The 25,385-nt window shown below is 70.8% G+C and carries 24 protein-coding genes; 9 read left to right on the top strand and 15 right to left on the bottom strand.

Annotation, left to right across the window (positions count from 1 at the left end; genetic code table 11):
* Positions 1-190 precede the first annotated feature (190 nt).
* Positions 191-700, top strand: a complete 510-nt coding sequence (locus ACWD3D_RS01510; protein WP_451458885.1) for a GNAT family N-acetyltransferase — start codon at positions 191-193, stop codon at positions 698-700.
* A gap of 55 nt (positions 701-755) precedes the next feature.
* Here ACWD3D_RS01510 and ACWD3D_RS01505 read toward each other — a convergent pair whose 3' ends face one another.
* On the bottom strand, positions 756-2,096 hold the full coding sequence (locus ACWD3D_RS01505; RefSeq protein ID WP_451458884.1) for an MFS transporter: 1,341 nt from the start codon (positions 2,094-2,096) through the stop codon (positions 756-758).
* Positions 2,093-2,698 (bottom strand): helix-turn-helix domain-containing protein, encoded by a 606-nt coding sequence (locus ACWD3D_RS01500; protein WP_451458883.1) that lies wholly within the window; start codon positions 2,696-2,698, stop codon positions 2,093-2,095. The genes ACWD3D_RS01505 and ACWD3D_RS01500 overlap by 4 nt, the downstream gene beginning before the upstream one ends.
* Before the next feature lie 145 nt (positions 2,699-2,843).
* Between ACWD3D_RS01500 and ACWD3D_RS01495 the strand changes: the two genes are divergently transcribed.
* Both ACWD3D_RS01495 and ACWD3D_RS01490 read left to right on the top strand, forming a co-directional pair.
* Positions 2,844-3,365: a hypothetical protein gene (locus ACWD3D_RS01495; protein WP_451458882.1), complete on the top strand. Its 522-nt coding sequence runs from the start codon at positions 2,844-2,846 to the stop codon at positions 3,363-3,365.
* A gap of 156 nt (positions 3,366-3,521) precedes the next feature.
* Positions 3,522-3,794, top strand: coding sequence for a hypothetical protein (locus ACWD3D_RS01490; RefSeq protein ID WP_451458881.1), 273 nt, complete (start codon positions 3,522-3,524; stop codon positions 3,792-3,794).
* Positions 3,795-3,817: 23 nt separating this feature from the next.
* Here ACWD3D_RS01490 and ACWD3D_RS01485 read toward each other — a convergent pair whose 3' ends face one another.
* The 4 genes from ACWD3D_RS01485 to ACWD3D_RS01470 all read right to left on the bottom strand — a co-directional run bounded on the left by ACWD3D_RS01485 (position 3,818) and on the right by ACWD3D_RS01470 (position 8,337).
* The gene (locus ACWD3D_RS01485) at positions 3,818-5,044 is read right to left on the bottom strand and encodes an ROK family protein (protein WP_451458880.1); all 1,227 of its coding nucleotides are present in this window, start codon (positions 5,042-5,044) and stop codon (positions 3,818-3,820) included.
* A gap of 9 nt (positions 5,045-5,053) precedes the next feature.
* On the bottom strand, positions 5,054-6,331 hold the full coding sequence (locus tag ACWD3D_RS01480; RefSeq protein WP_451458879.1) for a sugar ABC transporter permease: 1,278 nt from the start codon (positions 6,329-6,331) through the stop codon (positions 5,054-5,056).
* Positions 6,328-7,104, bottom strand: a complete 777-nt coding sequence (locus ACWD3D_RS01475; RefSeq protein ID WP_451458878.1) for an ATP-binding cassette domain-containing protein — start codon at positions 7,102-7,104, stop codon at positions 6,328-6,330. The genes ACWD3D_RS01480 and ACWD3D_RS01475 overlap by 4 nt, the downstream gene beginning before the upstream one ends.
* Positions 7,105-7,242: 138 nt before the next feature.
* Entirely contained in the window at positions 7,243-8,337 is a 1,095-nt protein-coding gene (locus ACWD3D_RS01470) for a sugar ABC transporter substrate-binding protein (protein ID WP_451458877.1), read from the bottom strand.
* An 826-nt stretch (positions 8,338-9,163) separates the two neighbouring features.
* Between ACWD3D_RS01470 and ACWD3D_RS01465 the strand changes: the two genes are divergently transcribed.
* The gene (locus tag ACWD3D_RS01465) at positions 9,164-10,222 is read left to right on the top strand and encodes a VWA domain-containing protein (protein ID WP_451458876.1); all 1,059 of its coding nucleotides are present in this window, start codon (positions 9,164-9,166) and stop codon (positions 10,220-10,222) included.
* A gap of 226 nt (positions 10,223-10,448) precedes the next feature.
* Positions 10,449-11,201, top strand: a complete 753-nt coding sequence (locus ACWD3D_RS01460) for a DUF4328 domain-containing protein (protein WP_451458875.1) — start codon at positions 10,449-10,451, stop codon at positions 11,199-11,201.
* Positions 11,202-11,307: 106 nt separating this feature from the next.
* Here the strand turns inward: ACWD3D_RS01460 and ACWD3D_RS01455 are convergent, their stop codons facing one another.
* Complete coding sequence (locus ACWD3D_RS01455; RefSeq protein ID WP_451458874.1) at positions 11,308-11,868, bottom strand: hypothetical protein; 561 nt, start codon at positions 11,866-11,868, stop codon at positions 11,308-11,310.
* Between the two features lie 167 nt (positions 11,869-12,035).
* Between ACWD3D_RS01455 and ACWD3D_RS01450 the strand changes: the two genes are divergently transcribed.
* The 4 genes from ACWD3D_RS01450 (at position 12,036) to ACWD3D_RS01435 (ending at position 15,627) form a co-directional block, all read left to right on the top strand.
* Positions 12,036-12,488: a flavodoxin family protein gene (locus tag ACWD3D_RS01450; RefSeq protein ID WP_451458899.1), complete on the top strand. Its 453-nt coding sequence runs from the start codon at positions 12,036-12,038 to the stop codon at positions 12,486-12,488.
* A gap of 89 nt (positions 12,489-12,577) precedes the next feature.
* Complete coding sequence (locus tag ACWD3D_RS01445) at positions 12,578-13,072, top strand: hypothetical protein (RefSeq protein ID WP_451458873.1); 495 nt, start codon at positions 12,578-12,580, stop codon at positions 13,070-13,072.
* 222 nt (positions 13,073-13,294) lie between these two features.
* Positions 13,295-14,515, top strand: a complete 1,221-nt coding sequence (locus ACWD3D_RS01440) for an MFS transporter (RefSeq protein WP_451458872.1) — start codon at positions 13,295-13,297, stop codon at positions 14,513-14,515.
* Positions 14,516-15,066: 551 nt separating this feature from the next.
* The gene (locus ACWD3D_RS01435) at positions 15,067-15,627 is read left to right on the top strand and encodes a DUF308 domain-containing protein (protein ID WP_451458871.1); all 561 of its coding nucleotides are present in this window, start codon (positions 15,067-15,069) and stop codon (positions 15,625-15,627) included.
* A gap of 196 nt (positions 15,628-15,823) precedes the next feature.
* Here ACWD3D_RS01435 and ACWD3D_RS01430 read toward each other — a convergent pair whose 3' ends face one another.
* The 8 genes from ACWD3D_RS01430 to ACWD3D_RS01395 form a co-directional block, all read right to left on the bottom strand.
* Positions 15,824-16,408 carry a TetR/AcrR family transcriptional regulator gene (locus tag ACWD3D_RS01430; protein WP_451458870.1) on the bottom strand — a complete coding sequence of 195 codons (585 nt, stop codon included), beginning with the start codon at positions 16,406-16,408 and terminating at the stop codon, positions 15,824-15,826.
* A 269-nt stretch (positions 16,409-16,677) separates the two neighbouring features.
* Positions 16,678-18,438 (bottom strand): ABC transporter ATP-binding protein, encoded by a 1,761-nt coding sequence (locus ACWD3D_RS01425; RefSeq protein ID WP_451458869.1) that lies wholly within the window; start codon positions 18,436-18,438, stop codon positions 16,678-16,680.
* Positions 18,435-20,195 carry an ABC transporter ATP-binding protein gene (locus ACWD3D_RS01420; RefSeq protein WP_451458868.1) on the bottom strand — a complete coding sequence of 587 codons (1,761 nt, stop codon included), beginning with the start codon at positions 20,193-20,195 and terminating at the stop codon, positions 18,435-18,437. Before ACWD3D_RS01420 ends, ACWD3D_RS01425 begins: the two co-directional genes overlap by 4 nt.
* A complete protein-coding gene (locus tag ACWD3D_RS01415; protein ID WP_451458867.1) occupies positions 20,192-21,388 on the bottom strand; it encodes an alpha/beta hydrolase in 1,197 nt (398 codons plus the stop codon). The genes ACWD3D_RS01420 and ACWD3D_RS01415 overlap by 4 nt, the downstream gene beginning before the upstream one ends.
* Positions 21,381-22,235: an ABC transporter ATP-binding protein gene (locus ACWD3D_RS01410; RefSeq protein WP_451458866.1), complete on the bottom strand. Its 855-nt coding sequence runs from the start codon at positions 22,233-22,235 to the stop codon at positions 21,381-21,383. Before ACWD3D_RS01410 ends, ACWD3D_RS01415 begins: the two co-directional genes overlap by 8 nt.
* The gene (locus ACWD3D_RS01405; protein ID WP_451458865.1) at positions 22,232-23,290 is read right to left on the bottom strand and encodes a FecCD family ABC transporter permease; all 1,059 of its coding nucleotides are present in this window, start codon (positions 23,288-23,290) and stop codon (positions 22,232-22,234) included. The genes ACWD3D_RS01410 and ACWD3D_RS01405 overlap by 4 nt, the downstream gene beginning before the upstream one ends.
* Complete coding sequence (locus tag ACWD3D_RS01400; RefSeq protein WP_451458864.1) at positions 23,287-24,330, bottom strand: FecCD family ABC transporter permease; 1,044 nt, start codon at positions 24,328-24,330, stop codon at positions 23,287-23,289. Before ACWD3D_RS01400 ends, ACWD3D_RS01405 begins: the two co-directional genes overlap by 4 nt.
* Complete coding sequence (locus ACWD3D_RS01395) at positions 24,327-25,337, bottom strand: ABC transporter substrate-binding protein (RefSeq protein ID WP_451458863.1); 1,011 nt, start codon at positions 25,335-25,337, stop codon at positions 24,327-24,329. Before ACWD3D_RS01395 ends, ACWD3D_RS01400 begins: the two co-directional genes overlap by 4 nt.
* Positions 25,338-25,385: the final 48 nt, after the last annotated feature.

The following is a 25,385-nucleotide window of genomic DNA, read 5'->3' as shown; positions in this document are numbered from 1 at the left end:
GTCCGACGCTCCCACTTTTACGCCCCACGCCGCGCTGACCTGCACGAAGGCGCAGATCCGGAGGTTCCGCGCAGGGGCCCGCAGGGGTCCGGAGCACGCGCCGGACGCCGGTCGGCGGTCGGCGCGAAGCCTGGTCGGACACCATCCCATCCGCTTGCCGGCCCGGGAGTTCGACCGCACGATGTGCGGCATGGAGAGCGCGCAGATTGCCCCCGCCCCGAAGCCCCGCCGTGCTACGTCCGATGACGTACCGGCCTTGGTACGACTCCGAGGGCTGATGCTGGCCGACATGGGGGTGGCGGTCGGGCCCGAGGACGCGCCCTGGCGCGCCGCCGCCGCCCGCTGGTTCGCGGAACGGCTGACGCGAGAGACCGAGTTCGCCGCCTTCGTGGTGGACGACCCCGAACTCGGCCCCGCCGTCAGCAGCGCGGTCGGCACCTGCGAGCACCGCGCCCCCGGACCGAGCAGCCTCAGCGGTCTGCGCGGGCACGTCTTCAACGTCAGCACGGAACCGGTCGCCCGCCACAAGGGCTACGCGCGCGCCTGCACCGAGGAGTTGCTCCGCTGGTTCGCCGAGGAAACCGGGGCGACCACGGTCGATCTCCACGCGACAGCGGACGGGGCGCGCCTCTACGAATCCCTCGGCTTCGAGGTCCCACGCTTTCCGGCCCTGCAACTCCGCCTGAACGAGCGGCGGTGAGCATCGGCCGGGTGCCGAGCGGTGTCCGGTGGAAGATCCCTGGTCCGGCCGTGCCCTACCCGGTTCGAACGTCGCTCACGGGGCACGTCACGGACACGGCGGACTCACCGTCGGCATCCGGCAGAGGTGCCGGACGGCCCATGGCCCGAGGGGACGCCGGCAGGTCCCGTGCTCGCCCGACCGGGGAGAAGAGCAGGATCAGCGCGGCGAGCGGTACCCCTGCCGTCATGACGGCCATGGCGGTGCGGAGGCCGAGCGCGGTTCCGAGCAGGCCGCCGAGCAGTGCTCCGACAGGGATCGTTCCGTAGTTGAGGAACGCCGTGCCGGCGGTCAGACGTCCGAGGAGATCCGGCGGGCAGTAGCGTTGCTGGAAGCCCGCCTTGATGATGTTGCCGGCGACGACGCCCGCGCAGACGCTGGATCCGCCTGCCACGAAGAGCAGGACCCCGGCCCCGCCGAAGGTCAGCGGGATGAGCAGACCGAGCAGGGGAAGCGCCAGCTCGAAGAGGAGCGTCGCGCGGGCCGTACCGATCCGGTGAGCGACCCGGCGCGCGGCGAATGCCCCGGCCACGCCTCCGGCACTGGTCGCCGCGACGATCACGCCGACCGTCCCCGGCGGCAGGCCGACGCTCCGGACCAGAAAGGCCACTTGCATCGACTGGTATCCCATCAGGGCCAGGTTGGAAGCGGCGCCGAACAGCGTGAACGTGCGGAACCACGGGTCGTGGGCGACCAGCCGCAGGCCTTCGCGGGCCTCTTCGGCCAGTGACGTGGGGCGACGCCCGGTTCTGCTGACGCGCGGCTCCCGATGCCGGATGCCCGCGAGGCACAGGAGGGAGACGAGGAAGGTCGCGGCGTTGGCGAACATCCCGTTCACCGCACCTGCCGCCTGCGCGATCAGGCCGCCGGAGCCGAGCCCGGCGATCTGGGCCGCGGACGCGCTGCCGTGCAGGGTGGTGTTGCCCTCGGCCTGGTCGTCGGGTTCCAGAATGCTGGGGAGATAGGCGCTGTAGGCGGTCTGGAAGAACACCGCCGCCGTGCCCGTCAGCAGGGCGACGGCCAGTAGCGCTCCGATGCTCAGCCGGCCCCAGGACGCGGTGACCGGAACGCTTGCGAAGAGCACGAGCGAGGCCGCGGCGGCGGCCAGCATGATCGGTCTGCGCGGCAGCCGGTCCACCCAGACACCGACCGGCAGCCCGATGATCAGCCAAGGAGCCCAGGCGGCGGCGCTCAGCAGGCCGACCTCGAACGCGCCGGCGTGCAGGGTGGAGACGGCGATCAGTGGCATCGTCACCCCGGTGACCGACGCGCCGAACTTGCCGGCGGTCTCACCGCACCACAGCAGTCGGAAATCTCGGTGGCGACGCAGGAGGCCACCCCGTGTGCCGCGGCTCATACGGAGCCACGCTCCTTGCGGGGGAAGGACTGGAGCTGCACGACGACAGGGAGCGCGTCCGGGCCGGGCTCGGCATCCGGAGCGGGGGCATGGCGGGCGATGACAGCCATCAGCTCCGCGTTGAGCGCCGCCAGCTGTGCCGGGGTCATCCGCAGGTCGCTCCGGTCCGAGAGGGTGCCGGCGCTGCGCCAACTGTCGTCCCAGTCCTCGCCGATGTAGTTCACGGCCCGGCTGAAGTACTGCTGCAGCAGCTGGTGCAGATAGACCGACAGGGCGCCCCGGGTGTCGGGATCGTCGCGGAAATCGGCGGTGTTCAGCTCATTCGAGACGTCGGTCTTTCTCCACCAGCGCTCGCGCTTCGTGCCCCGCCCGGTCTCCTCCGCGATGAAGCCGTGCTCGGCGAGGTGGCGCAGGTGCCAACTGATGGTGCCGGTGTTCTGCCCGAGACGCTCGGCGAGCCCGGTGGCGGTGGCCGGGCCGTCCAGACCGAGCAGTTCGAAGATGCTCATCCGCAGCGGATGGGCCAGGCCCCGCAGGCTGCGCGCATCGAGCCGTCGGGAGGGCCTGGCAGGCTGGGACGCGTGTATGGACTCGTCGGACATGCCGGCAGTATAGGGTGCGGGGGTTTCTCTGCAGAGGTCTCTCTGCAGAGAAACCTCTGCGGAGAGAGCCGCCGGTGTGCGGTCTCGCCGCCCCGAACTCCCGCCAGGTTCCGTCGCGGTGAGCGGTGGTGGCATCGTGGCGGCCATGGGTACAGCGGGAACGACATCGACGGAGCCCTCGGCACCGAGGGGCTTCACCTCTCCGGGCGAAGTGGCGTGCCGTTACCGGGCCGACGAGATCCGCCCGGAAGACCTGCCGATGATCGCCGCCGAGGCGCTCGCGGCCGGGCTGGACACCCCCACCCTGTGCGAGCTCGCGGGTCTGCCCCGGAACGCGGACACCCGCGACGTCCGCGACGCGTTCGAGCAGGCACTCTCCGAGCTGGGGATCGAGTTGCCCGATCCGGCCCTCGCGCGACGCCACGCCCTGCGCCGGCTGGCGGCCAGGGTGATCAACGAGGAGACGGCCCCCGCCGACCTGGCGTCGGACGACTGGTGGGAGACGGAGGCCGAAACCGCGCAGGAGCAGTCGTTCCTGTCCCTGATCCCGCAGTGCGCGTGCTGCGTCGAGTACACGCTGGGCCTCGACCAGCGTGCGTGGGCGGCGGAGTTGCGGGTGGCCGCGCTCGCCCTGACATCGTCCGCGCCGGTCGGACCCTGCTGCTGAACTCTGCTCAGGCAGCAAGACGTCCCCGCCGAGGAGTGCACCGGTCGAGCGGGGCGCACCCGCACCGGAACGACGGTTCGGCCGGTCCAGAACCCGATACGGACCCAGTGGCCCGGCGAACCGTCTGCACAACTCCGATCGGGGCAGGAGGGGTTCATGGCATCGATGAGGCGTGTGGCTCTGGCACCCCGGGCTTTGCGGCAGTTGCGGCGGGTGCGCTCCTTCTACCTGGTGGGTGCGCTGCTGTCCCTGCTGGCCCTGCTCACCCGTGGGGAGGGCCATGCGCTGCGCGGCGGTGGTCAGTTGGAGATCGCGGGTGTTCTCCTCGTAGTGTTCACCGTGCTGTTCGGAGTCACGCTCGCGCGGCTGTGGTACCACCGGCGTACCCCGCACTGCGCCACCGCACGGAGGCTCACCCGGTCCGCCTGAGACCGGCCCGTCGGTGGTGCCGGCTATTCGACGAGTGCCCGCTGCCCGTCGAGCCGGGCCAGGACCTCCAGAGGGTTGTCCAGGCTTTCCGAGAAGGCGAGTTCCGCTGCGCCGATCAGCACGGTGCGCTCACCCAGCTCGCAGACCCGCAGCCGGAGGTTCTCGCGGGAGGCCCGCAGCGCGGTGGTGTTGATGCGGCTGCGCACCTGCGCGGCCGCCCCGAGGAAGACGTCCCGGAGTACACCGCCGAAGATCACCGTTCCCGGGTTGAAGACGTTGACCAGGTTGGCGACCCCGACACCGAGCCAGTCGCCGACGCGGTGCAGAGCGGCGCGGGCGACGACGTCCCCCCGGTCGGCGGCTTCGATGACGGCGCGTACCGTCTCGTGGCCGGGAGCGGGGACGTCACGCCGGGCCGCCTCCAACAGGGCACGGGAACCGGCTTCGGCTTCGAGGCAGCCGACGGCGCCGCAACCGCAGCGCCTGCCGCCGTGCGGATTCACGATCATGTGCCCGACCTCGCCGCCGTACCCGTCCTCACCGCGCAGCAGCTGTCCGTCCACGATGACGCCGGCCCCGATGCCGATGTCACCGTGCAGGTAGACGACGTTCCGGCAGCCGACCCCGGCGCCGCGCAGGTGCTCGGCGAGGGCCGCTACGTTGGCCTCGTTGCCGATGGTGACCGGAACGGAGAGGCCGATCCGGTCGGCGAGCTGGGCGCCGAAGTCCTCTTCCGTCCAGCCGAGGTTGGGCGCGAAACGGACCAGCCCGTCCGGGTGGCGGACGATGCCGCGCACCGCCACCCCCACGCCGACACAGTGACTGCCGGGCGCGGTGGCGGCCAGCATCTGCCGGGCCGCCCCCGTGAGCGACTCCGCGACCTCGCCGGGGCGTTGGGGGCCCGCCCCGGGCCAGGGGATCTCGCGCCGGTCGAGGAAGAGGCCGCCCAGGCCGATGCGGGCGGCCGTCAGACGGTCGACACCGATGTCGAACGCCAGGACGTACGCGCGTGCGGGATCGGGCCGCACGACGAGTGAGGGCCGTCCCGCCCGACCGGTGTCGCGCGGGAGTTCCTCGCGCACCAGGCCGGCGGCGGTGAGTTCACTGACCAGGCCCAGCACCGTGCTGCGGTTGACCCCCATCCGTTCGGCGAGAACGGTCCGGGAGGCGGGGCCGCCGAGATGGACGTGGCGCAGCAGCGTACTGAGGTTGTGCCGGCGTATTTCCTCCTGGGAAGGACCGGCTTTCATCTGTGAACCTCATCGTTGCGTGGCGCGGCGGCGGGACAGCGCGTCCACCCCTGCGGCCACCAGCAGTACTGAACCGGTGACAGCGTACTTGACGCCCGAGCTGTACCCCATGAGGCCCATACCGTTCTGGATCACGGCGACCACCATGCCTCCCAGCACCGCGTCGACGACGCGTCCACGGCCGCCGAAGAGGCTGGTGCCGCCGATGACCGCGCTGCCCACGGCGAGCAACAGGACGTTGCTGCCGCCGGTGTTCGGGTCCACCGAGTTGCCGCGGGAGGCGGCGATGATGCCGCCGACAGCCGCCATGGCCGAGCAGATGACGAAGGCGGCGACACGGATGTACGCCACGTTGATGCCCGCCCGGCGGGCCCCCTCGGCGCTGCCGCCCACCGCGTAGATGTGCAGGCCGAAGGAGGTGCGCTGGAGCACGAAGGTGCCGATGACCAGCAGGGCGCCGATGACCGGGACCACGATGGGCACGCCCTTGAGGGAGTCGACCATGACGTTGCGGCTGCGCTCCTGGTTGAGCAGGTACACCGCCAGCCCGCCGAGCACGACGGCGGTACCGAGGCGCAGGGCGATCAGGACGGGCGGCGAGGTGGTGAGTCCGCGGGCCCGGCGGTTGCTGTTCGCACGGAACAGGACTCCCGCGTAGGCGGCGACGCAGAGGGCGAGCAGCACCCAGCCGAGCGCGGGGCTGAGGTTGTCGTTGGCGATGGCCAGGATCGTCTCGTCCCTGATCGAGATGTTGGTGCCCTCCTTCAGGAGGATCAGCACGATTCCCTGGAATCCCAGGAACGCGGCCAGGGTGACGACGAAGGACGGAATCCCGATCTTGGCCACCAGGGTGCCGAGGAGCAGGCCGATGGCCACCCCGGTCAGCATGGCGGCGGCCACCGCCCCGTACCAGGGCCACCCGTGGTTGGTGAGGAGGATGGCCAGCACGGCCGCGCAGACGCCGCTGGCGTATCCGGCGGAGAGGTCGATCTCGCCGAGCAGGAGAAGGAAGACCAGGCCCATGGCGATGACGATGCTGCCCGCACCCTGCGTCAGCAGGTTGGCGAAGTTGAGTTCGGTCAGGAACACCGGGCGGAGGATCGCGAAGAACGCGCAGAGGACGACCAGGCCGAGGACGGCCGGGAGCACCCCCAACTCCCCACCGCGCACCCGCTCGACGTAGGAGCGGGCGAGGGCGCCGATGCCGGGCCCCTCGGTGCGGTCGTCCGCGCCGGGTGCTCCGGGCTTTCCGCGTCCTTCCGGCTTTTCGGGAGCGAGGGCGGTCATGTGGTGGCTCCGTTGGTGTCGGCGAGGCCCAGGTCCCCGCTGCGGCCTGCGGTGATGAGTTCCACGACCTGGGCGTGCGTCACGTCCGAGGTCTTGACCTGGGCGGCCATCCGGCCCAGGTGGAGGGCGGCGATCCGGTCGGACACCGCGAAGACGTCGTTCATGTTGTGCGAGATCAGGACGACGCTGAGGCCGTTGTCGGCGAGCCTGCGGACGAGTTCGAGCACCTGCGCGGTCTGCGCGACACCGAGTGCCGCGGTCGGCTCGTCGAGGACGACGACCTTGCTGTTCCACAGCACGGCCTTGGCGATGGCCACGGTCTGCCGCTGCCCGCCGGAGAGGCTGGAGACCTTCTGCCGGACCGACTTCACGGTACGGACGGAGAGGCTCTTCAGCGTCTTGGCGGCCATCTCCTCCATCGTTCCGCCGTCGAGAACGATGCCGCGCCGCTTCTCACGTCCGAGGAACATGTTCTGGACGATGTCGAGGTTGTCGCAGAGCGCGAGGTCCTGGTAGACGATCTCGACGCCCAGGGAGCCGGCGTCGCGCGGGCTGTGCACGTGGACCGGCTTGCCGTCGAAGAGGTACTCACCCGAGTCGATCGGGTGGATTCCGCCGACGCACTTCACCAGGGTGGACTTCCCGGCGCCGTTGTCGCCGACCAGGGCGGTCACCTCGCCGGGGTAGGCGGTGAAGTTCACGTCGTGCAGCACCTGCACCGCGCCGAAGCTCTTGTCGATCCCGCGCAGTTCGAGGATCGGGGTCGCTGTCATGGGTGGACGGCTCCTTACGGGTCGTTGCGCCACGGGCCCCGGCCGGAGGGCGGGTCCGGTTCCGGGGCCGTACGGACGGGCCGGGACACTCCGGCCCGGTCTGGCGGATGCCGGGCCGGGGACGCCGGCCCGGCCCGGTTACTTGACGCCGTACTTGGTGCAGAGAGCGGCGTAGTCGCCGGTGCACAGATCGGCCGCGGTGACGTATCCGTCGGCCACGACGTCCTTGACGTTGTCCCGGTAGATGGCCACCGGCGTCTCCAGGACCGCGGGAACGTCCCGGTTGCCCTCCGGGTCGTGGGCGAGGGCGTTGGTCTGTGCGTTCTTGCCATTGGCGAGGCTCACCGCGAGCTCGGCGGTGGCGTCGGCCTCCTTCTTCACCGCCTTGTAGACCGTCATGCACTGGTCGCCGGCCAGGATGTTCTGCAGGCCCTGGACGGTGGCGTCCTGACCGGTGACGGGCACCTGGCCGTTGCGGTGGTTCTTGCGCAGTACGGCGATGGCGGCGTTGCCGAGGCCGTCGTTGGCGGCCAGCACCCCGCCGATCTTGGACTCGCTGGTCAGCATCTGCTCGAAGATGGTGCCGGCCTGGGCGTTGTCCCAGTCCGGCACCGACTGGTTGGGGCCCTTGACGTATTCGCCCGAGGCGTACTTCGGGTCGAGGACGCTGTTGTAACCCTCGGCGAACAGCGTGGCGTTGTTGTCGGTCGGGGAGCCGTTCAGCTCGGCGATGACCGGCTTCTCGGCCTTCATGTCGGTCAGGCACTTGCCGAGACCCTCGCCCTGGAGCTTGCCGACGGCCGTGTTGTCGAAGCTCACGTAGTACGCGGCGGAGCCGCCGAGGGTGAGGCGGTCGTAGTCGATCGTGGCGACGCCCTGCGACTTGGCCTTGTCGAGGACGGCCTTGCCGGTGCCGCTGTCCAGGTTCACGATCACCAGGACGTTGACCCCGTTGGTGATCATCTGGTCGGCGATGGTCTGGAACGCCTGCTTGTCGCCTTCGGCGTTCTGGATGTCGTAGTCCACGCCCGCCGCCTTGAATGCCGCGGTCAGCAGCGGGCGGTCCGCGTCCTCCCACCGGGCCGACGACTTGCTGTCCGGGAGGATCACGCCGATCTTCGGCTTCTTGGCACCGCCGCCGGTGTCGTCGCCTCCCGAGGAGGAGTTGCCGCAGGCGGCGAGCGAGGTCATGAGCACCACGGAGGTGCCGGCGAGGAGGATTCCCTTGCGCATCGGAAGGGCCCCTTTCTGGGGTACGGCCGTCCGGCGCCGGTCGCACGGGTCGGCAGTGATGGAGGTACTCCGGCAACGCGACGCACCTGCGGTGAGTCCGCGGGCGTTGAATGTTGTGGGCGGCAACATACTCGGGTCGGCCGACTCGCCACCAGACCTTCACAACCGCGGCCCGGTTACGATCGGGTCACGCCGCGGCAATCGGCCGGAAACCCCTGATGGCCTCTCAACTTCCGTTGTGCGTAAGCCCGTCGCACCTGCTGCGGCGCGCCCTCGCGGGCGGGCCCTGCCTGCCTGCGGGTGCGCCGGGGGCGGGCTCGCTGCCCGGGCGCACGACTGCCGTCCGCCGCGCGATGTCCGGTTTTTTTCGATCGTGACTTGCCGGGAACCGAGTGGTGTTCTGCTGCGCGTCGGGGCCCGTTGACCTGTGCGGGCACACGCCCGCCGCCTTCCAGGCCGGAATCGCCGGCGGCTCCTTCCTCGGCGGGAGCGTGCTGGACGCCCATGGCCCGCACGGCGCCGCCGTCCTCGGGTCGCGCGTCGCCGCCGCCGGGCTCGTGCCGCTCCTCGCCGAGGCGCCTCCGGCCCGCCTCGCGGGGCGGCCCGCCGTCGCCGGGGGAGCGCGGCCCGGGCTTCCCGTACCCGGCTCCCGCGTGCGGCCGGGAGGAGGGTCGGCGCGCTGCGACCGGCCGACCGGCCCGTTGCCCCGGCAAAGCGGACCGGGTCCCTCACCGGACGGTGAATGACCGCTCGTCACCCGTCACTGTCAGTGGCTCCTCCTAGTGTTGAAGCATCACTCGGGGAGCTCCGAAGGGGGAGTCGAGGCATGTCCGCCAACAAGATCCAGCACAAGGTGAACCACGTCGCGCTGGTCGTGGACTGTTCGGGTTCGATGCGTCCGCACCAGGGACAACTCATCCGTGTCGTCGATGAGTTCGTGGCGGGCCTGAAGGCCGAGTCGGACAGCCTCGGTCACGAGACCCGGATCAGTCTCTACTCCTTCGACCACCGGGTGGAGAACCTGGTCTGGGACATGGACGTGAAGCACCTGCCGTCCATGCGGGGCCTGTACAAGGTCAACAACGGCGCCACCGCACTCATCGAGGCCTCGCTGAAATCCCTGGACGACCTGGGGCACATCTGGGAGGAGTACGGCGAGCACAGCTTCCTCCAGATCGTCGTGACGGACGGCGAGGAGAACGCCTCCGGCGGCGACCGGCGACATGACGGCGACATGAGGATCCTCGGCCCGTGGCTCGACCGGATCGCGGCGAAGATGGGCGGGCTTCCGGGCCACTGGACCTCCGCGATCCTCGTCCCGAACTCCCTGGCCAAGCGCACCGCCCAGAACTACGGATTTCCCGCCGGAAACATCGCCATCTGGGACGCCGATTCCACGGAAGGCGTCGAGGAGGCGATAGGTACCGTGCGCGCCGCCGCCACCAGCTTCCTGCGGGGCCGCGAGCAGGGGGTGCGGGGCACGAAGAACCTCTTCGCCGTAGGTCAGGACATATCGGTGGACGAGGTGCGGGCGAACCTGGAGCCGATCGCGGCCGACAAGTACCGCCTCCTGAAGGTCGACAAGGAGACCGAGATCCGGTCCTTCGTCGACTCGCACCCGGGTGTCTCCTACCAACGCGGCTCCTGTTACTACCAGTTGGGTGCTCGGGTCCAGGTTCAGCCCGACAAGGAGGTCATCGTGGTCGAGAAGGACACCGACCGCGCGTACACGGGCGACGCCGCGCGCAACCTGCTGTTCGGGACCGGTATCCACGGCACCGTCTCCGTGAAGGCGGGCAACAACCCCCAGTTGGAGGTGTACGTACAGAGCCGCTCGGTGAACCGCAAGCTCAAGGCGAGTACCCGACTCCTCATCATGCTCTGAGCCGGCACGTAGGCCGGGTGAGGCGGGCTGCCCTGCGGTCACGCGCCCCGGGAGCGTGCGGGCCCGCGGCGGTCCGTCGCCCAAGTCCGGATCTCCGGTTCCAGATCTCCGGTTCCGGATCTCCGGCTTCGAATCGAATGGACCTTCCTCGTGTGAGCGCGTACTTTCCATCTGCCTGCTCGCTCGAAGCGAGCGTTCTCTTTGATCGGTCCGGGGGGACTCTGTCGTGTCCAACTTCATTTCACATCCCGAGCAGCCGCTCCCGTACGACTTCCAGCCGTACCAGCGGTACCAGGCGCCGGCCAGCGCCCCGGAGGGCCTGCTGAAGGCCGTGGTCGCGCTGCTGGGCCTGGTGGCGCTCACCGACCTCTTCGCCGTGTTCGCCGACCTGAAAGTCGCGAACCTGATCGGCGGCGACGCGAATTTCGTCACCGCCTCCGCCGAAGATCTCGATGCCGCGGACAACCTCTCCGGACTCGCCGGAGGGTTCCAGTTCACCGCGTTCGTCGCCTGCGCGGTCGTCTTCCTCGTCTGGTTCTTCCGTATGCGCAAGTACATCGGGTTCCTGGCACAGGACGCCTTCGTGCAGGGCCCCGGCTGGGCGATCGGGGCGTGGTTCATTCCGGTCGCGGCGCTGTGGATGCCCGTCCGCATCGCCATCCAGATGTGGAACGCCCCCACGCGTACCCTGAACTCCGAACCGGCGCGATACCCGTCCCCCTGGCCGGTGGGGCTGTGGTGGAGCCTCTTCGTCATGTCGACGATTGCCGGACGGCTCACCAGCAGGTGGTACGCCGACGCCGAGTCGCTGACGGAGATCAGGGACGCCGTCACCAAGATCGCGGTGACTGACGGCCTGGACGCCCTCGCCGCCGTGGCCGCCGCGTACTTCGCCGTCCGCCTGTCCGCCCTGCACCGCCGGCCCGCCCCGGAGTCCGGCCCCCAGGCCCCGGTCCAGCCGGGCTTCCTCGCCTCCTGAGGCCCTGAGGCCCTGAGGCCCTGAGGCTCTGCGAGGCCAGGGCCCGGCAGGGTGTGATCGGACCCAGCTCCTGGCCGTGTCCGACACGGCCAGGTCGAGGCCGCCGTCAGTGGCTGACGGCGGCCTTGACCACGGCGACGACCAGCCCGATCGCGGCATCGAGCGCACCGGCCAGCAAGGCGATCGCGGCGCCGTTGCCGAGCTGGATTCCGCCGTACCAGCCCCAGCCGAACAGGCCGGCCACGCTGACTCCGGCCGCCGCGAACAGCGCGGTCTCCAGATGCATCACGCCCAGAGCGGCGGCGCCGATCAGGATCAGCGGACCGGCGGCGGAGAGCAGCAGCGGACTGCTGACCCACAGCATCCGGCGCAGCTCCGCCCGGGTGGCGATCCGGCCGTGCACCGTGCGGTGCGCCTGCTCGTCGGCGACGAGCGTCGCCAGCCAGAGGCCGATGGCGGCAGCGGCCACACTCGCCGCCGCCCCGGCCGGGGTGGGGTGCTCGGCGGCCGACAGGCCGATCACCACGGAGATCATGGTGATCGTCGCGTACAGCCGTTCCTTGAGCCAGTTGAGCCACTCGGCGGGTTGCTCCGCGTCCCTGCCCGTTCCGGTCCCGGCAGCGTCGGCCGGGTGCGGTCCGCGTCCCTCGGTGCTCTCGTGGGCCATGCGGTCAGCGTAGGTTTCGCGACACCGGATCCGGCGGCCCCGCGGGGGTCGTGTCGCCGGGGCGCGTACGGCGGGCGATTTGGAGCCGACGAGTACAACGGGCGCGTACGACGGGGCGGCGCGCCCCGCTTGCGGCCGGACGGCCGAGGGAGGCAGGGTTCTTGGCTGTGGCCACCCTGCTGATCGTCCATCACACACCCTCGCCGAACTGCCAGGCGCTCTTCGAGGCCGTCGTCTCGGGGACGGCGGCGGACGGCATCGAGGGCGTCCGCGTCGTGCGGCGGGCCGCTCTCGCCGCGACGGCGTCCGACGTGCTCGCGGCGGACGGGGTCCTGCTCGGTACCCCGGCGAACCTCGGGTACATGTCCGGCGCCCTCAAGCACTTCTTCGACCAGATCTACTACCCGTGCCTGGATGCCACACGGGGCCGCCCCTTCGGCTACTGGGTGCACGGCGGCAACGACGTCACCGGCGCCGTGCGCGCGATCGAGTCGATCACCACCGGTCTGGGGTGGCGCCGTACGGCGGACGCCGTGACGGCCACCGGAGAGCCGGCCAAGGCCGATGTCGAAGCCTGCTGGGAGCTGGGCGCGACCGTCGCGGCGGGCCTGATGGCCTGAGACCGGGCTCCCCCGCGCCGGATGCCGGACAGGTGGATTCGGCGTCCTTCATGTCGATGAACGACCCACCTGGAACGGAATCGGTTGGCATGTCCTCAGCTGAATCAGTCATCGGCAACGGGTTCGAGTCCGACGCGTTCAGCGTGTATGCCCGCAAGATCCAGGTGATCTCGGACATCACCGCTCGATGGGCCGGCTACTGCGTTCGGACCGTGGTGTCCCAGATGGGTGCGGCGTGGCCCGAGGGGGACCTGACGCTCGGCTTCGTGGAGGAGGGCGGGTCGTCCGCGCAGGTGTGGCTCCACCTCGCGCGGATTCGTCACCTCCGCATGGAGGATCTGCGGGAGACGGGACCGTGCTTCGTCGACGCCGTCCAGGTCTCGCTGCTGCCCGCCCGGAGATCCGACTGGCCGGCCGAGGCGCGCGGTCACGAGCTCAGGAGCTGGGAAGGCGCCTGGGGCCAGGCCGGCCTGGAGTGCGAGATGGTGTGGATCTCGATCTTTGGCCCCTGGAGTCTGGAGGCGATCGCGCAGATCGTCGATCTGTCCGTTGCTCCACCGGAGCTGATGCCCTTCTCGGCGTGAGAGTGCCGCTCGCCAGGGTGGTCGCGACCGCCTGTCGACGCCTGTCGACGCCTGACCGAAGCCGTCCGGAGGCTTCCCGGGGTTCTTGGCGGAAGCGCTCCGGGGAGCGCGAGGCGCCACGGGTGTGGACGGGAAGGTTCTCACCGGTCGCTCGCGCGAGGGCCGTACGAGGCGTCCGACCTGGGGTGTACGTTCGTACTCTTCGACGCTAGGGTCACCCCCATGACTGTCGACATACCGGTCCGGCTGCCTGCCGCAGACCGGCGGGCCCGTGCGGCCGTGGCCGTGCTGTTCCTGACCAACGGGGCTCTCTTCGCCAACCTTCTGCCGAGGTATCCGCAGATCAAGGCGGAACTCGGCATGAGCAACGCCGTCTACGGCCTGGCCGTGGCGGCGTTCCCGACCGGGGCCCTGGTGGCCGGGCCGGTGGCCGGAGTGCTCATCCGCAGGTTCGGCTCGGCCCGGGTCGCGGTTGCCGGCACGCTGCTGACCGGGGTGGGGGTCCTCGCCGCCGGTCTCGCGGGCGCGGTGCCGCTCTTCGCGGCGGCGCTGTTCCTGGCCGGAGCGATGGACGCGATCACGGACGTCGCGCAGAACGCGCACGGCCTGCGTGTGCAGCGCCGTTACGGGCGGTCCATCATCAACTCGTTCCACGCGATCTGGTCGGTCGGCGCCGTCGTGGGCGGCCTCATGGCCGCCGGCGCCATGGCGCTGGACCTGACGCGCGGGCTGCATCTGTCGGTGTCGGCCGTCGTCTTCGCCGTCGCCGCCCTCGTCGCGCTGCGCTACTGCCTGCCCGGCCCGGACAACGAACCCGCACCCGCAGACCTCCCCGCCGGACAGGCCCGCCCCTCGGCCACCGCGCGGCGCGGCACCGCGTACGTGCTGGCCGCCCTGGTCCTCATCGCGACCGCCGGAACGCTCGTGGAGGACGCGGGCAACTCCTGGGCCGCGCTCTACCTCTCCGACTCCCTGCGTGCCTCGGCCACCCTCGCCGCCACCGGCTACATCGCCCTGGTCGGTACCCAGTTCGTCGGCCGCATCATCGGCGACCGGCTCGTCGACCGGTTCGGTCAGCGGGCGGTCGCCCGCACCGGCGGCGTGATCGCCGCGCTCGGTATGGGCCTGGCGCTGGCCGTACCCACACTGCCCGGAACCGTGCTCGGGTTCGCCGCCGCCGGATTCGGCGTGGCGACCCTGGTCCCTGCCGCCATGCACGAGGCGGACAACCTCCCCGGCCTCAAGCCCGGTTCCGGCCTGACGATCGTCTCCTGGCTCATGCGCCTCGGCTTCCTGCTCTCCCCGCCGGTCGTCGGCCTGATCGCGGACGCCACCAGTCTCCGCGTCGGCCTGCTGGTGGTCCCCCTGGCGGGAGTGCTCACGGTTCTCCTCTCCGGCGTCCTCCGGTCCCGACGCACCAGTGGGGCCGGCGCGGGCGCGTAAGGGTACGGGCCACGGAGTGTGCCCCGGGCGGGACGCCGTGCCCGGGGCACACTCCGTGGCCGCGTCGTGCCCGCCCGGGGCGTCGCGCCCGCCCGCACCCAGCGGGCGCTCGGTTCTCGCGTTGCGCCAGGGGTCGCGTGAACTCCCGGCGCGTGAGAGCGAGTTCGCCGGACTTCCGGAGCCGGCCCGCCCAGCACCTTCGTGAGACCGGCGTCGGCCGACCGCCCGGTCCCCACTTGATCGGACGTTCCGTCAGGACGTTCCGTCAGGGGCGCCCCGTCAGGACGTTCCGTCAGGATGTTCTGTCAGGGGCGCCCCGTCAGGACGCCCTCCGTCCTGGAGTCGGCCACGACGAACACCGGCCTGCCCTCGCCGGGGACGCGCCCGCACACAAGGGAGAACGTTCGGTCTTGACAAGGTGTGGAGTCTTTGCCAGCCTAATGAGGGAGAACGTTCGTTCTTGCCATGGGTTCATGGCGACCCGGACACCGTCCGGCGTCGAACGAACCGTTCTCTCCTGCGAGTCCACCGAAGCCTGAAGAGGGATCACCATGAGCGCCATCACTGCACCGTCCGGCATCGCGGCGACGGCTTCCGTCTTGCGACGGCTGTACCTCGTCCGGTTCGTGTTCGCCATCGTCTGGGCGCTCGTGATGTTCACGATGACGTCGGAGATCACCCCGGCGGCGGCCGTGCTGCTGGTGCTGTACCCGCTGTTCGACGTGGGTGCGGCCGTCATCGACGCGAGGTCGTCGCGCACCACGGGATCGCCGGTGCTGCTTTACGTGAACATGCTGGTCAGCCTCGTCGCGGCCGTCGGTGTGGCCATCGCCTGCGCGTCCGGCATTTCGGCCGTGCTGGGTGTGTGGGGAGCCTGGGCGATCGTGTCCGGGCTGGTCCAGCTGATCGTCGCCGTGCCCCGACGCAAGTTGGGGGGCCAGTGGCCGATGATCCTCAGCGGCGCCATCTCGGCTCTGGCCGGGGCATCGTTCGTCGCGTCCGCCGGCGCGGACGACCCGGTGCTCACCAGCGCCGTCGGCTACGCCGTCCCGGGTGGCATCTTCTTCCTCGTCTCGGCCCTGCGCCTGGGCCGCAAGGCCAAGGGGAACTGACCCGGACGTAGCCTTCCGTGACGTCCTCCGGGGCGCGCCCGTGTTCCGGGGCGCGCCCGTGCCGCCGTGAGGCCCGGGGCAGTTCCGGCCGTGGCGGAGCCCGGCGGCCGCGGTCGACGGAACGGCGCCGGGCGTTGTGAAGGGGCGATGAGCGGGACGGGCGCGGCGAGCGGGCGGCCGGTCACACCCCGGTCCGTCAGGCGGAGAGGGTTCGGAGGAGTCCTTCGACGCCCCGGAGAAAGGTCTCGGAGACCGTCGCGGGGTCGGCCAGACAGCCGGACACCATCGCGCCGTCCCGGAGCATGACGAGATGGCGGGCGGCCGGCTCGGCCGCAGGGTCTCCGGTCTCGGCCAGCAGCCCCGTGATGGTGGCCAGGAACCATTGGCGGTGGGACAGGACGGCCCGGTGGACCGGGTGGTCGGCATCGGGGTATTCGGCCGCCGCGTTGAGGAAGGCGCACCCCCGGAATCCCTCGGACTCGACGCCGGCGGCTATCGTCCGGCAGACGGCGCGGATCTTGTCCGCGGGTGCCTGCTCGCCCGCCTGAGCGGCCTCGGCCTGAGCCCGGAGAGCCTGGTCGGTCCGGTCGAGGTATGCGAGGACGAGGTCTTCCTTGCCCGTGAAGTGCCGGTACAGCGTGGCACGGGTGACCTGCGCCTCTGCCACGATCCGGTCGACGCCCACGGAGTGGATTCCCTCCGCGTAGAAAATCCTGGTCGCGGTGTCGAGCAGCCGCGATCTCGCCTCCGACGTCCCTCGTTCCTTTGGCCTCTGGTTCATATGCCCAGGTTAGCGCGCGGGAGAATGGTCGTTCCACTCCCTCGCTCCGAGGGCGGTCCGCTTCGCGGGTGCGCCCTGACGTGTGCGCACGTGCGCCGGGCCACTGCGGTGACCTGCCGCGATGAGGGGCGGCGGTCGCCGGCCGTGCGCCGAGCGCGTCGGCCGACCGTCCGTCAGGTCACCGCGTGGCTGACCCGCCACCCCGCCCGAATCACCCGGGACGACAGGCCGCCCGGACTACGGCGGATCCTGGCCCCACCATGCTGCTGTCACCGAGCGGCCTCCCACGCGTTCCACAACCCGGCGTACACGCCACCGGCGTCGACCAGTTCTCCGTGGGTGCCGGTCTCGATGATTCGGCCACCTTCCATCACCATGATCCGGTCGCAGGCTGCCGCTTGGGAGAGACGGTGCGCGACCACGAGCGCGGTGCGCCCGGCGAGGACGGCGTCGGCAGCCCGGTCGAGCTGTCCGGCGTAGGCGGACCCGGCTTCGGCGGTCGCCTCGTCGAGGATCACCAGATCGGCGTCGGCGAGCAGCAGGCGGGTGAGGGCGAGTTGCTGTGCCTGGGCGTCGGTGAGCGGGTGTCCACCGACGCCCAGCAGGGTGTCAAGCCGATCGGGGAGAGCATCGAGGAGCGGTGCGGCGCCGGTGGCTTCCAGTGCTGCGTGGAGGTCGCGGTCGGTGGCCCCTGGCACCGCCAGGGTGAGGTTGTCGCGCAGGGTTCCCGCGAAGACGTGGACCTCCTGGGTGATCATCGCGGTACGGCTGGAACGGGTCACCGTCCCGGCCTCGGGCAAGTGGGTGCCGGCGACCACGCCGGCGAGCGTGGTCTTGCCCGCCCCGGACACGCCGACGACGGCCAAGTGCTGACCGGGCGGGACGTCGAGAGTGATGCCGTCGAGCACCCGCGCCCCTTCGCCGTACCGGAAAGAGACCTGGTCGAGCCGTACGGCGCTGCTCGCGGCCTGCGCCGGGACGTTCGACGGGCTGACCGGAATCGTGACGACTCCGACCATGCGGCTCAGCGATGCGAGGGCGGACTGGAGGGTGTCGATGACCATCAGCAGCTGGTTGACCGGTCCGAGCAGGCGCAGCACGAGCAGCATGGCGGTGGTGGCGCCGCCGACGGTCGACGCGTCGTGGTCGACGAGGACGAAGCCGACGACGAGTACGGCGGACAGGCTCAGGCACTCCCCGAGGTTGAGCCGGCCATTGAGCATGCTCAGCACGGTGCGTGCGCGCAGCGACTGCCTCGCGACGCGCCAGGAGTCCGTCATCACGGCCCGGTGCCGTTGGTCGGCGATCCCGAAGCCGAGCACGGTGGCCCAGCCGCGCTGGGATTCGAGGATCTGCTGGGTACGCGAGCTCATCGCCGTGCGCTCGGCGCGGTACACCCCGAGTCCGATGCGCAGGTACCACCGCACGGCCAGCACGTAGACCGGCAGTACGACGGCGAAGGCGGCCGCGTAGGGCCATTCCAGGGCCGCGAGTCCGCCCAGAGACACGAGGATGGTGAAGGCGGTGACGGTGAGCACCGGGATCACGGCGGGGGCGGCGTCGGCGACGGCGGTGACGTCGTCGCTGGACCGGGATATCAGGTCCCCGGTGCCGGCGCGCTCGACGAGGTGCTGTGGGAGCGCCATGGCGCGGCTCACGAGTTGCTCGCGCAGCGCGGCGAGGACGCAGTGGTAGACGCGGGTGGCGAGCACGATCGTGAGCGCGGTGCCCGCGGCACCGAGGACAGCGCAGAGAGCCATGACGGCCGTGACCGTCAGCACCGTGGTCAGGTCCGCGGTGCCGGCCTGCACGCGGTCGACGAGGGACCCGATCGCCACGGAGACGACCAGGTTGGCGCCGGTGCTCACGAGTCCCAGCACCCCGGTCGCGGCGAGCCGGAGCCGGTACCCGTGACTGAGCCGCCACACCTCCCTGACCGTCTCGCGCCCGCTCGCGACGGGCAGCCCGGGCTGCCCTTGCTGCCCGGCATCGGAAGCAGCGGTCTCGGGTACGGCGGAGAACTCGTTCACTGTGCCGTCCTCGATGTCGCGGGTAGGTGGTCGGAGAGTTCGACGACGCGGTCGCATGCGGCGAGCAGCGCCGGGGCCGAGGCGATCAGCAGCGTCGAGCGTCCGGCCCGGGCATCGCGCAGCCGGCTCGCGATGGTGTGTTCGGTGACCGAGTCGACCGCGGTGGTCGGGTCGTGCAGTACGAGAACCGGCGCCTCGCTCGCCAGGGCGCGGGCGAGCGCGACCCGTTGGCGCTGGCCGCCCGAAAGCCGGTTGCCGCCCTCGCCGACGGGGACGTCGGGGTCGACCGCGAAGTCGTCGCAGGCAGCGGCTCGCAAGGCGGCGTCCACCCGCTCGGGCCCGCCCGCGATCACGGTGACGTTGTCGCGGAGGGTGCCGCTGAACAGCGTGGTGCGGTGCGGCGCGACGGTGACCCGGGAGCGGTACTCGGCCGGGGACAGCTTCCGCGCCGCGATACCGTCGAGCCGCGCCTCGACCCCTCCTTCGGCCCGCGGGTCCAGCAGTGCCTCGACGACACGGGCGGCCGTCCGGTCGTCGGCGCGCACGCCCACGAGCTCACCGGGCTCGACCCGGATCGTCACGTCGGGCCCCACGACGCTCGGTACGACCACCTCCAGCTCCGGCAGCCCGGTGATCTCCCGCGCGGTCGCGACATCGGGCCCGGCCGCTGGTGTGGCGTGATCCCGCAGCGCTTCGAGGACACGCACGGACGAGGCGCGGGCGCCGGCGAGGTTGGGGATGGACGTGCTAGCGATCGCCTGGATCTGCGGCAGAAGTGCCTGGGCGAGGCCGACGGCGGTGATCAGCCCGCCGATGCTGAGCTGTCCGTCCACGGCGAACCAGCCCGCCAGCCCCACCACCGCGGCGGCGAACGTGCCGCTGACCGTGCCCGAGCCCACGAGGAACCTCCCCAGCAGGCCCGCGTTGCGCCGGGCGCCGACCAGGGTCTCCTGGCTCGCCCGCCGGTACCGGCTGGTCGCCTCGGCCTCGGCACGCATCCCCTTGATCACCCGGTAGCCGGTGACCAGGTCCGTGGCCTGCCCGACCGTGGAGGCCAGCAGCTCCTGGTACGCGCGGGTGTCCCGGGAAAGCCGCCCGCTGAGCGTCCCCATCGACCAGACCGCGACGGGCGCCCCGAGCAGCACCACGAGTCCGAGCAGCCAGTGCGTCGCCAGCAGCGACACGGCGATGAATCCGATGGCCGTGATCCTCGATACCGGGATGATCGTCAGGATCACCGCGTTGGACAGACGCGCGACGTCGTTCGTCATCACCGAGACAACGTTGCCCCCCGGCGCGCGGCCGGAGCCGCCGACCGGGTGCAGCACGCTCGTGGAGAGGGTGGTGCGGAGCCGGTGCTGAAGTACCTGCACCGCATGGGCGGTCAGGCGCAGCGAGAATCGCGCCGCCGACGTCAGCGCGAGGTAGAGAGCCACCAGCACGCCGAGCCACAGGGCCAGTTGCCCCCCGTCCCCGGTCGCGACGGCCCGGTCGATCGCCAGTCCCATCACCACCGGGACCGCGGACTCGCCCACCTGCCACACGATCGCCAGGAGCATCGCGGGAACGCTGATACGCCTCACCGAGAAGATCACGCGCAGCAGGAACCGCCCCGGAGGGGTCCCGGGCCCGCACTCGAACGGCCGGGCACCGAGGGGCTCGGGGGGAGCGAGCAGGAGCACCGGCAGCCGACGGGTCAGCGGCCCCCGTCCCAGTCCGGCGGCGTCGCCGCCCGGGAAACGCGAGGAGTTCGTCATGGCTGGTTCCGATCCGTGCTCATGACGGGGAAGCACCAGAGCAGGGCGTCGGCGAAGATCCCTCGCCACCACGCGTAGTCGTGTCCGCCGGCGAACTCCCGGTAGAGGGTGTCGTAGCCCTTACCGGTGAGCACGTGGTCCAGCCAGCGACTGTGGGTGTTCGAACCCTCCAGCTCACCGACGTCGTGAAAGATGCGGATCGGTGCGGTCTTTGCCGCCTGGTAGTCGGCGATCAGCGTCGGTACGGGGGTGCGGCGCAGCAGTTCACCCGCCCCGGTGCCCCACCTGAGGTCGGGGTGATACCCGCACGACGGGGACTGGAGGATGGCGTTGCCGAACGTCGTCGGGTGGTGGAGCACGGTCCAGCCGGCGCACAGGCCGCCGAAGCTCTCGCCGGCCAGCGCGACGTCACCGGGGTCCCGCGAGAGCGGATAGCGGTGGTGGAGCCACGGCAGCAGTTCCTGGACCAGCATGTTCGAGAACGCCGGGTCGCACAGCAGTTCCTTGTCGCGCCGCGATGCGGGCTGATCGACGAGGACCACCACGCAGGGGCGGATCTGTCCCGCCCGGACCAGGGCGTCACGAACGCTCGGCGCGCTGTGGTGCGGCGTCCCGTCGAGGTGGATCACGAAAGGCAGTGCGGCGTCCTCCGGGAAATCTCCCGGGGGCATCGAGACCCAGATGCGGCGTTCGTCTCCCAGGAACTCGCTCGCCAGTACGGAGGGTTCCACCGCCGGGGCCGGCCGTGCCTCGGCCCGATCGAGCCAGGGCAACGGCACCGCGTCGGGCAGCACGGCCACGGAGGCCCCGGAGAAGCGTTCCACCGAGCACTCCGAGAACCTCGGCGGCGGGTTGAAGAGGTCCGGAACCCGCACGCTCCCACCCGTCGGCCCGCGTCGTACGAACACGTACGAGAAGCGCAGGTCGGAACGCATCCGCAGGGTGAGAACGCGGTACGGCGTCCCCGCCACCGGGGAGAACTCCACGTCGATCGGGTTGAAGGCGATCCTGGGTCCGATCACCACCGAGAGGGTGACCGACGTGCCGTCTCCGGGCTCGTCGACGAACGTCACCTCCACCTCGTCCGCGGAGACCCGCTCGACGAACGGCGCACCCCTCTCCCGGAGGTGTCGTTCGAACTCTTCCGGACTCCATCCACCGGTTGCCGGCTTCCCGACCGACGGATCAGCCATTCTTCGCGCTCTTCACACCGGTGTGGTGGGTGGGCCTTCGCCGGGCCCGTTCCCGGCCCAGCGGCACCACCTGGGGGCTGCCGGCCACCGGATCGGGCACCACCAGGCAGCGCAGGCCGAACACCTCCTCGACCAGCTCGGCCGTGACGACCTCGTCCGGCGCGCCCTCGGCGACCACGACCCCGTCCTTCATGGCGATCAGGTGGGTGCCGTAGCGGGCGGCGTGATTCAGGTCGTGCAGTACGGCGACCAGGGTGTGGCCGGCGTGGTGGAGGTCGGTGAACAGCTCCATCAACTCGATCTGGTGGGTGATGTCGAGGAAGGTGGTCGGTTCGTCGAGCAGCATGATGTCGGTGTGCTGCGCGAGCGCCATCGCCACCCACACGCGCTGGCGCTGACCGCCCGACAGCTCGTCCACCGGGCGCCGGGACAGGTCGGCGACCGAGGTCTGGTGCATCGCCCTGAGCACGGCCTGCTCGTCGTCCTCGGTCCACTGCCGGACGAACCCCTGGTGGGGGTAGCGTCCCCGGGCCACGAGGTCCGCGACGGTGATCCCGTCCGGTGCGATCGAGGTCTGCGGCAGCAGCCCGACCCGCCGGGCCACCTCTTTGGTCTTGTAGGAGTTGATGTCGGCACCGTCGAGGACGACCTGTCCGGCCGACGGCTTGCGCAGTCGGGACAGGCTGCGCAGCAGGGTGGACTTGCCGCACGCGTTCGGGCCGACGACGACCGTGAACGACTCGTCGGGGATCGCCACCGAGAGGTGCTCGGAGATGATCCGCTTGTCGTAGCCGATCGTCGCGGACTCCACTCGGAGGCGCGCGGTGTCGGGCGGGGTCGTGTTCACAGGCGTTTCCTTGCTTCGGTGAACAGCAGGTATGCGAGGTAGCCGCCGCCGAGCACGACGGTGATGATGCCGACCGGCAGCGGGGTGGGGGCGACGTGCTGGGCGAGGTGGTCCGATGCCAGGCACAGCAGCGCGCCGACGAAGGCGGCGGGGGCGAGGGTGATCCCGGCGGTACGGGCGAGCCGGCGTCCGATCTGCGGGGCGACCAGCGAGATGAACGCGATCGGCCCCGACGCGGCCGTGACCGTCGCCGTCAGCGCCACCCCCACCAGGATCAGGCCAAGGCGTACGAGCGAGACCCGCACCCCTTGCGAGGCGGCCGCGTCGTCACCCAGCTCCAGCTGCCGCATCGGCCGGCTCAACACCCCGGCCAGCAGCAGGAGTCCGGTGACGCAGGCACCGCCGACGACGACCTGGTTCCAGGACACGCCGTTGAGCGACCCGGCACCCCACGCCGCCGCGGACATCGCCTGGTCCAGGTCGGCCTTGAGGATCAGCCAGGTGTTGAGCGACCCGAGCATCGCCGAGACACCGATGCCGACGATGATCAGCCGGAACCCCTGCACCCCTCGCCGGTAGGCGAGCAGGTACACGGCCACGGCGGTGGCCGTCCCGCCCAGCAACGCCCCGCCGACCAGCTGCGTGTAGGTGCCGTTGACGACCAGGATCACGATCAGCGCGCCGGTGTAGGAGCCCTGCGAGAACCCGACGATGCCGGGGTCGGCGAGGGGGTTGCGCATCAGTGACTGGAAGATCGCCCCGCTCACGCCCAGAGCCGCGCCGAACACCAGCGCCGCGGTCACCCGGGGCAACCGCCACTCGACCACGACTTCATGGACGATGCCGGTCTCCCGGCCGGTCAGCGCGGAGAGTACCTGCCCGGGGCTCAGCGCGTACGAGCCGGTCATCAGCGCGAGCACCGCCATCGAGGCGATCGCGACCGCGAGCACCGTACAGACGACGACCGGACGCCACTGGAGTCTCAGCGCGATCCGCCGGCGCCGCAGCACCAGTACCCGCCGCCCGAAATCCACCCGCGGAATGTGCGTGCTCATAGTCCGCTCGACTTCCTCCGTCGCACCAGCGCGACGAGAACGGGGGCGCCGACGAAGGCGGTGACGATACCCACGGGAATCTCGCCGGGACGCATCACGACGCGGCCGAGGATGTCCGACACCAGCAGCAGGCTGGGGGCGAGAAGGACGCTGTAGGCGAAGATCCAGCGTTGGTCCGGGCCGACGATCCAGCGGGCCACGTGCGGCACCATGAGCCCGACGAATCCGATGGGCCCGGCGATCGCGGTGGCGCCACCGGCGAGGAGGGTGAGTGCGATCACCGCGAGAACACGGGTGGGTATCAGCCGGACCCCTTGGGCGACCGCCAACTCGTCCCCCAGAGCAAGGGCGTTGAGCGGACCCGCCACCGCGAAGGCCAGGACGAGTGCCACCGCGAACAACGGCAGGACCGGCCACACGGCGTCGAGCGGACGACCCGCGATCGACCCGGCGTTCCAGTTCCGCATCGCGTCGAAGGCGTCCGGGTCGGTCAGTTGGAGGGCCTCCCTGGCACCGCCGAGCACGGCACCGACGCAGACCCCGGCGAGCACCATGACCACCGGCGAGGAGCCCTGCCGTGTCGAACCGAAGGCGAGCACCAGGACCGTGGCGATCAGTGCCCCCGCGAACGCGAACCACATGTAGCCCTGGATGTCGCGGACGCCGAGCAGGCCCACGGCGACCGTCACCGCGAAGGACGCACCGGCGTGGACGCCGAGGACACCCGGATCGGCCAGGGGATTGCGGGTGAGCGCCTGGATCAACGCGCCCGACAGACCGAGGGCGACGCCGACGACCAGACCCACGATCGTGCGGGGCAGCCGGAAGTCGCGGATCGCGAACTGGTCGATATCGGCCGCGTCGTGGACCAGCGCGTCCCACACCGCTGACGGCGGGACATTCGTCGAACCGATCATGACGCTGAGCACCAGTAGGACCGTCAGCACCACCAGGGCGGCGAACAGGCCCAGCAGACGACGGGGCGGTCCGGGCACCTTCTCGGTGCCCGGACCGCCCTGCCACAGGGCGAGGGCCGTCACTGCTTGCCGGGGAGGGTCGCCAGTGCACCGTCGAGGGAGTCCAGGTACTGGATGACGGGTCCGTAGGAGTTGTTGCCGGGGCAGAAGACCCCCAGCGCCCGACCGGACTTCACGGCGGGCAGCGCCTTCCAGGTGTTGGTCTTCACGACCGGCTCGAAGGGCTCCTTAGGACTGCCGTCGGCGTCGACGGGGTAGGTGACCACGTCGTACTCGGACAGCTCACCGATCCGCTCGAACGGCAGGGACTCGTAGGCCAGGGGGTCCTTGCCCTCGGCTGCCTCGGGGAGGTCGAGGCCGATGTCGTCCCGGGCGATCTCGGAGCAGCCGATGTCCGCGACGTAGAAGGTTCCCGGGTCGCTCCAGTCGCCGCGGGAGACGTCGACGAACTTGGTGCCGTCGATGATCTCGCCGTAGGTCTGCTGGATCTTGGTGATCTTCTCCTGGTACGCCGCCTTCTGCCGGCCGAGCGTCTCCGTGACGTTGCCGGCCTGCGCGATGGCGTCTGCGAACGCCTTCCACTCGGTGTCGAGCCCCCAGTACACGGTCGGGGCGATCGCCTCGAGCCGCTTGCCGACCTTGGCCCAGTCGTCCGAGGAGAACTGCACCAGGATGAGGTCCGGCTTGAGGGCGGCGAGCTTCTCGACGTCGACCTCGCCACCGCTGCTGCCGATGATCTCGGCCGCCTCGTACGCGGCCTTCTGGTCCTTCGGCAGCACGGCGAGATCGGAGTCGGACGCCTCGGTGACACCCACCGGCTTGCCGCCCAGGTCGATGAAGGGGAGGTTCGTGTTGCCGATCGTGACGATCCGCCGGGGAGCGACGGGAACCTCGACGGTGCCGTTCTCGGCCTTGATGCCGCGGGTCCGGGTGGCCTTGTCACCGGTGGTCCCGGCGGCCTTGTCACCAGTGTCGTCGCCGTCACCGCCGCAGGCGGTGAGGAGGAGCGACGCGCTCAACAGCGCGGCGGCAAGGGTCGCGCCGCGTCTCATCAGGGGCATGGTGCGCATGGGCGTTCTCTTCATTTCTCTTCTTCTCGAGGTGGAGGGGGTCAGCGG

It is taken from the genome of Streptomyces sp. NPDC002690, from assembly GCF_053592415.1.
Note: the sequence above shows the minus strand (reverse complement) of the source record. Positions and strands in the feature narration are given on the sequence as shown.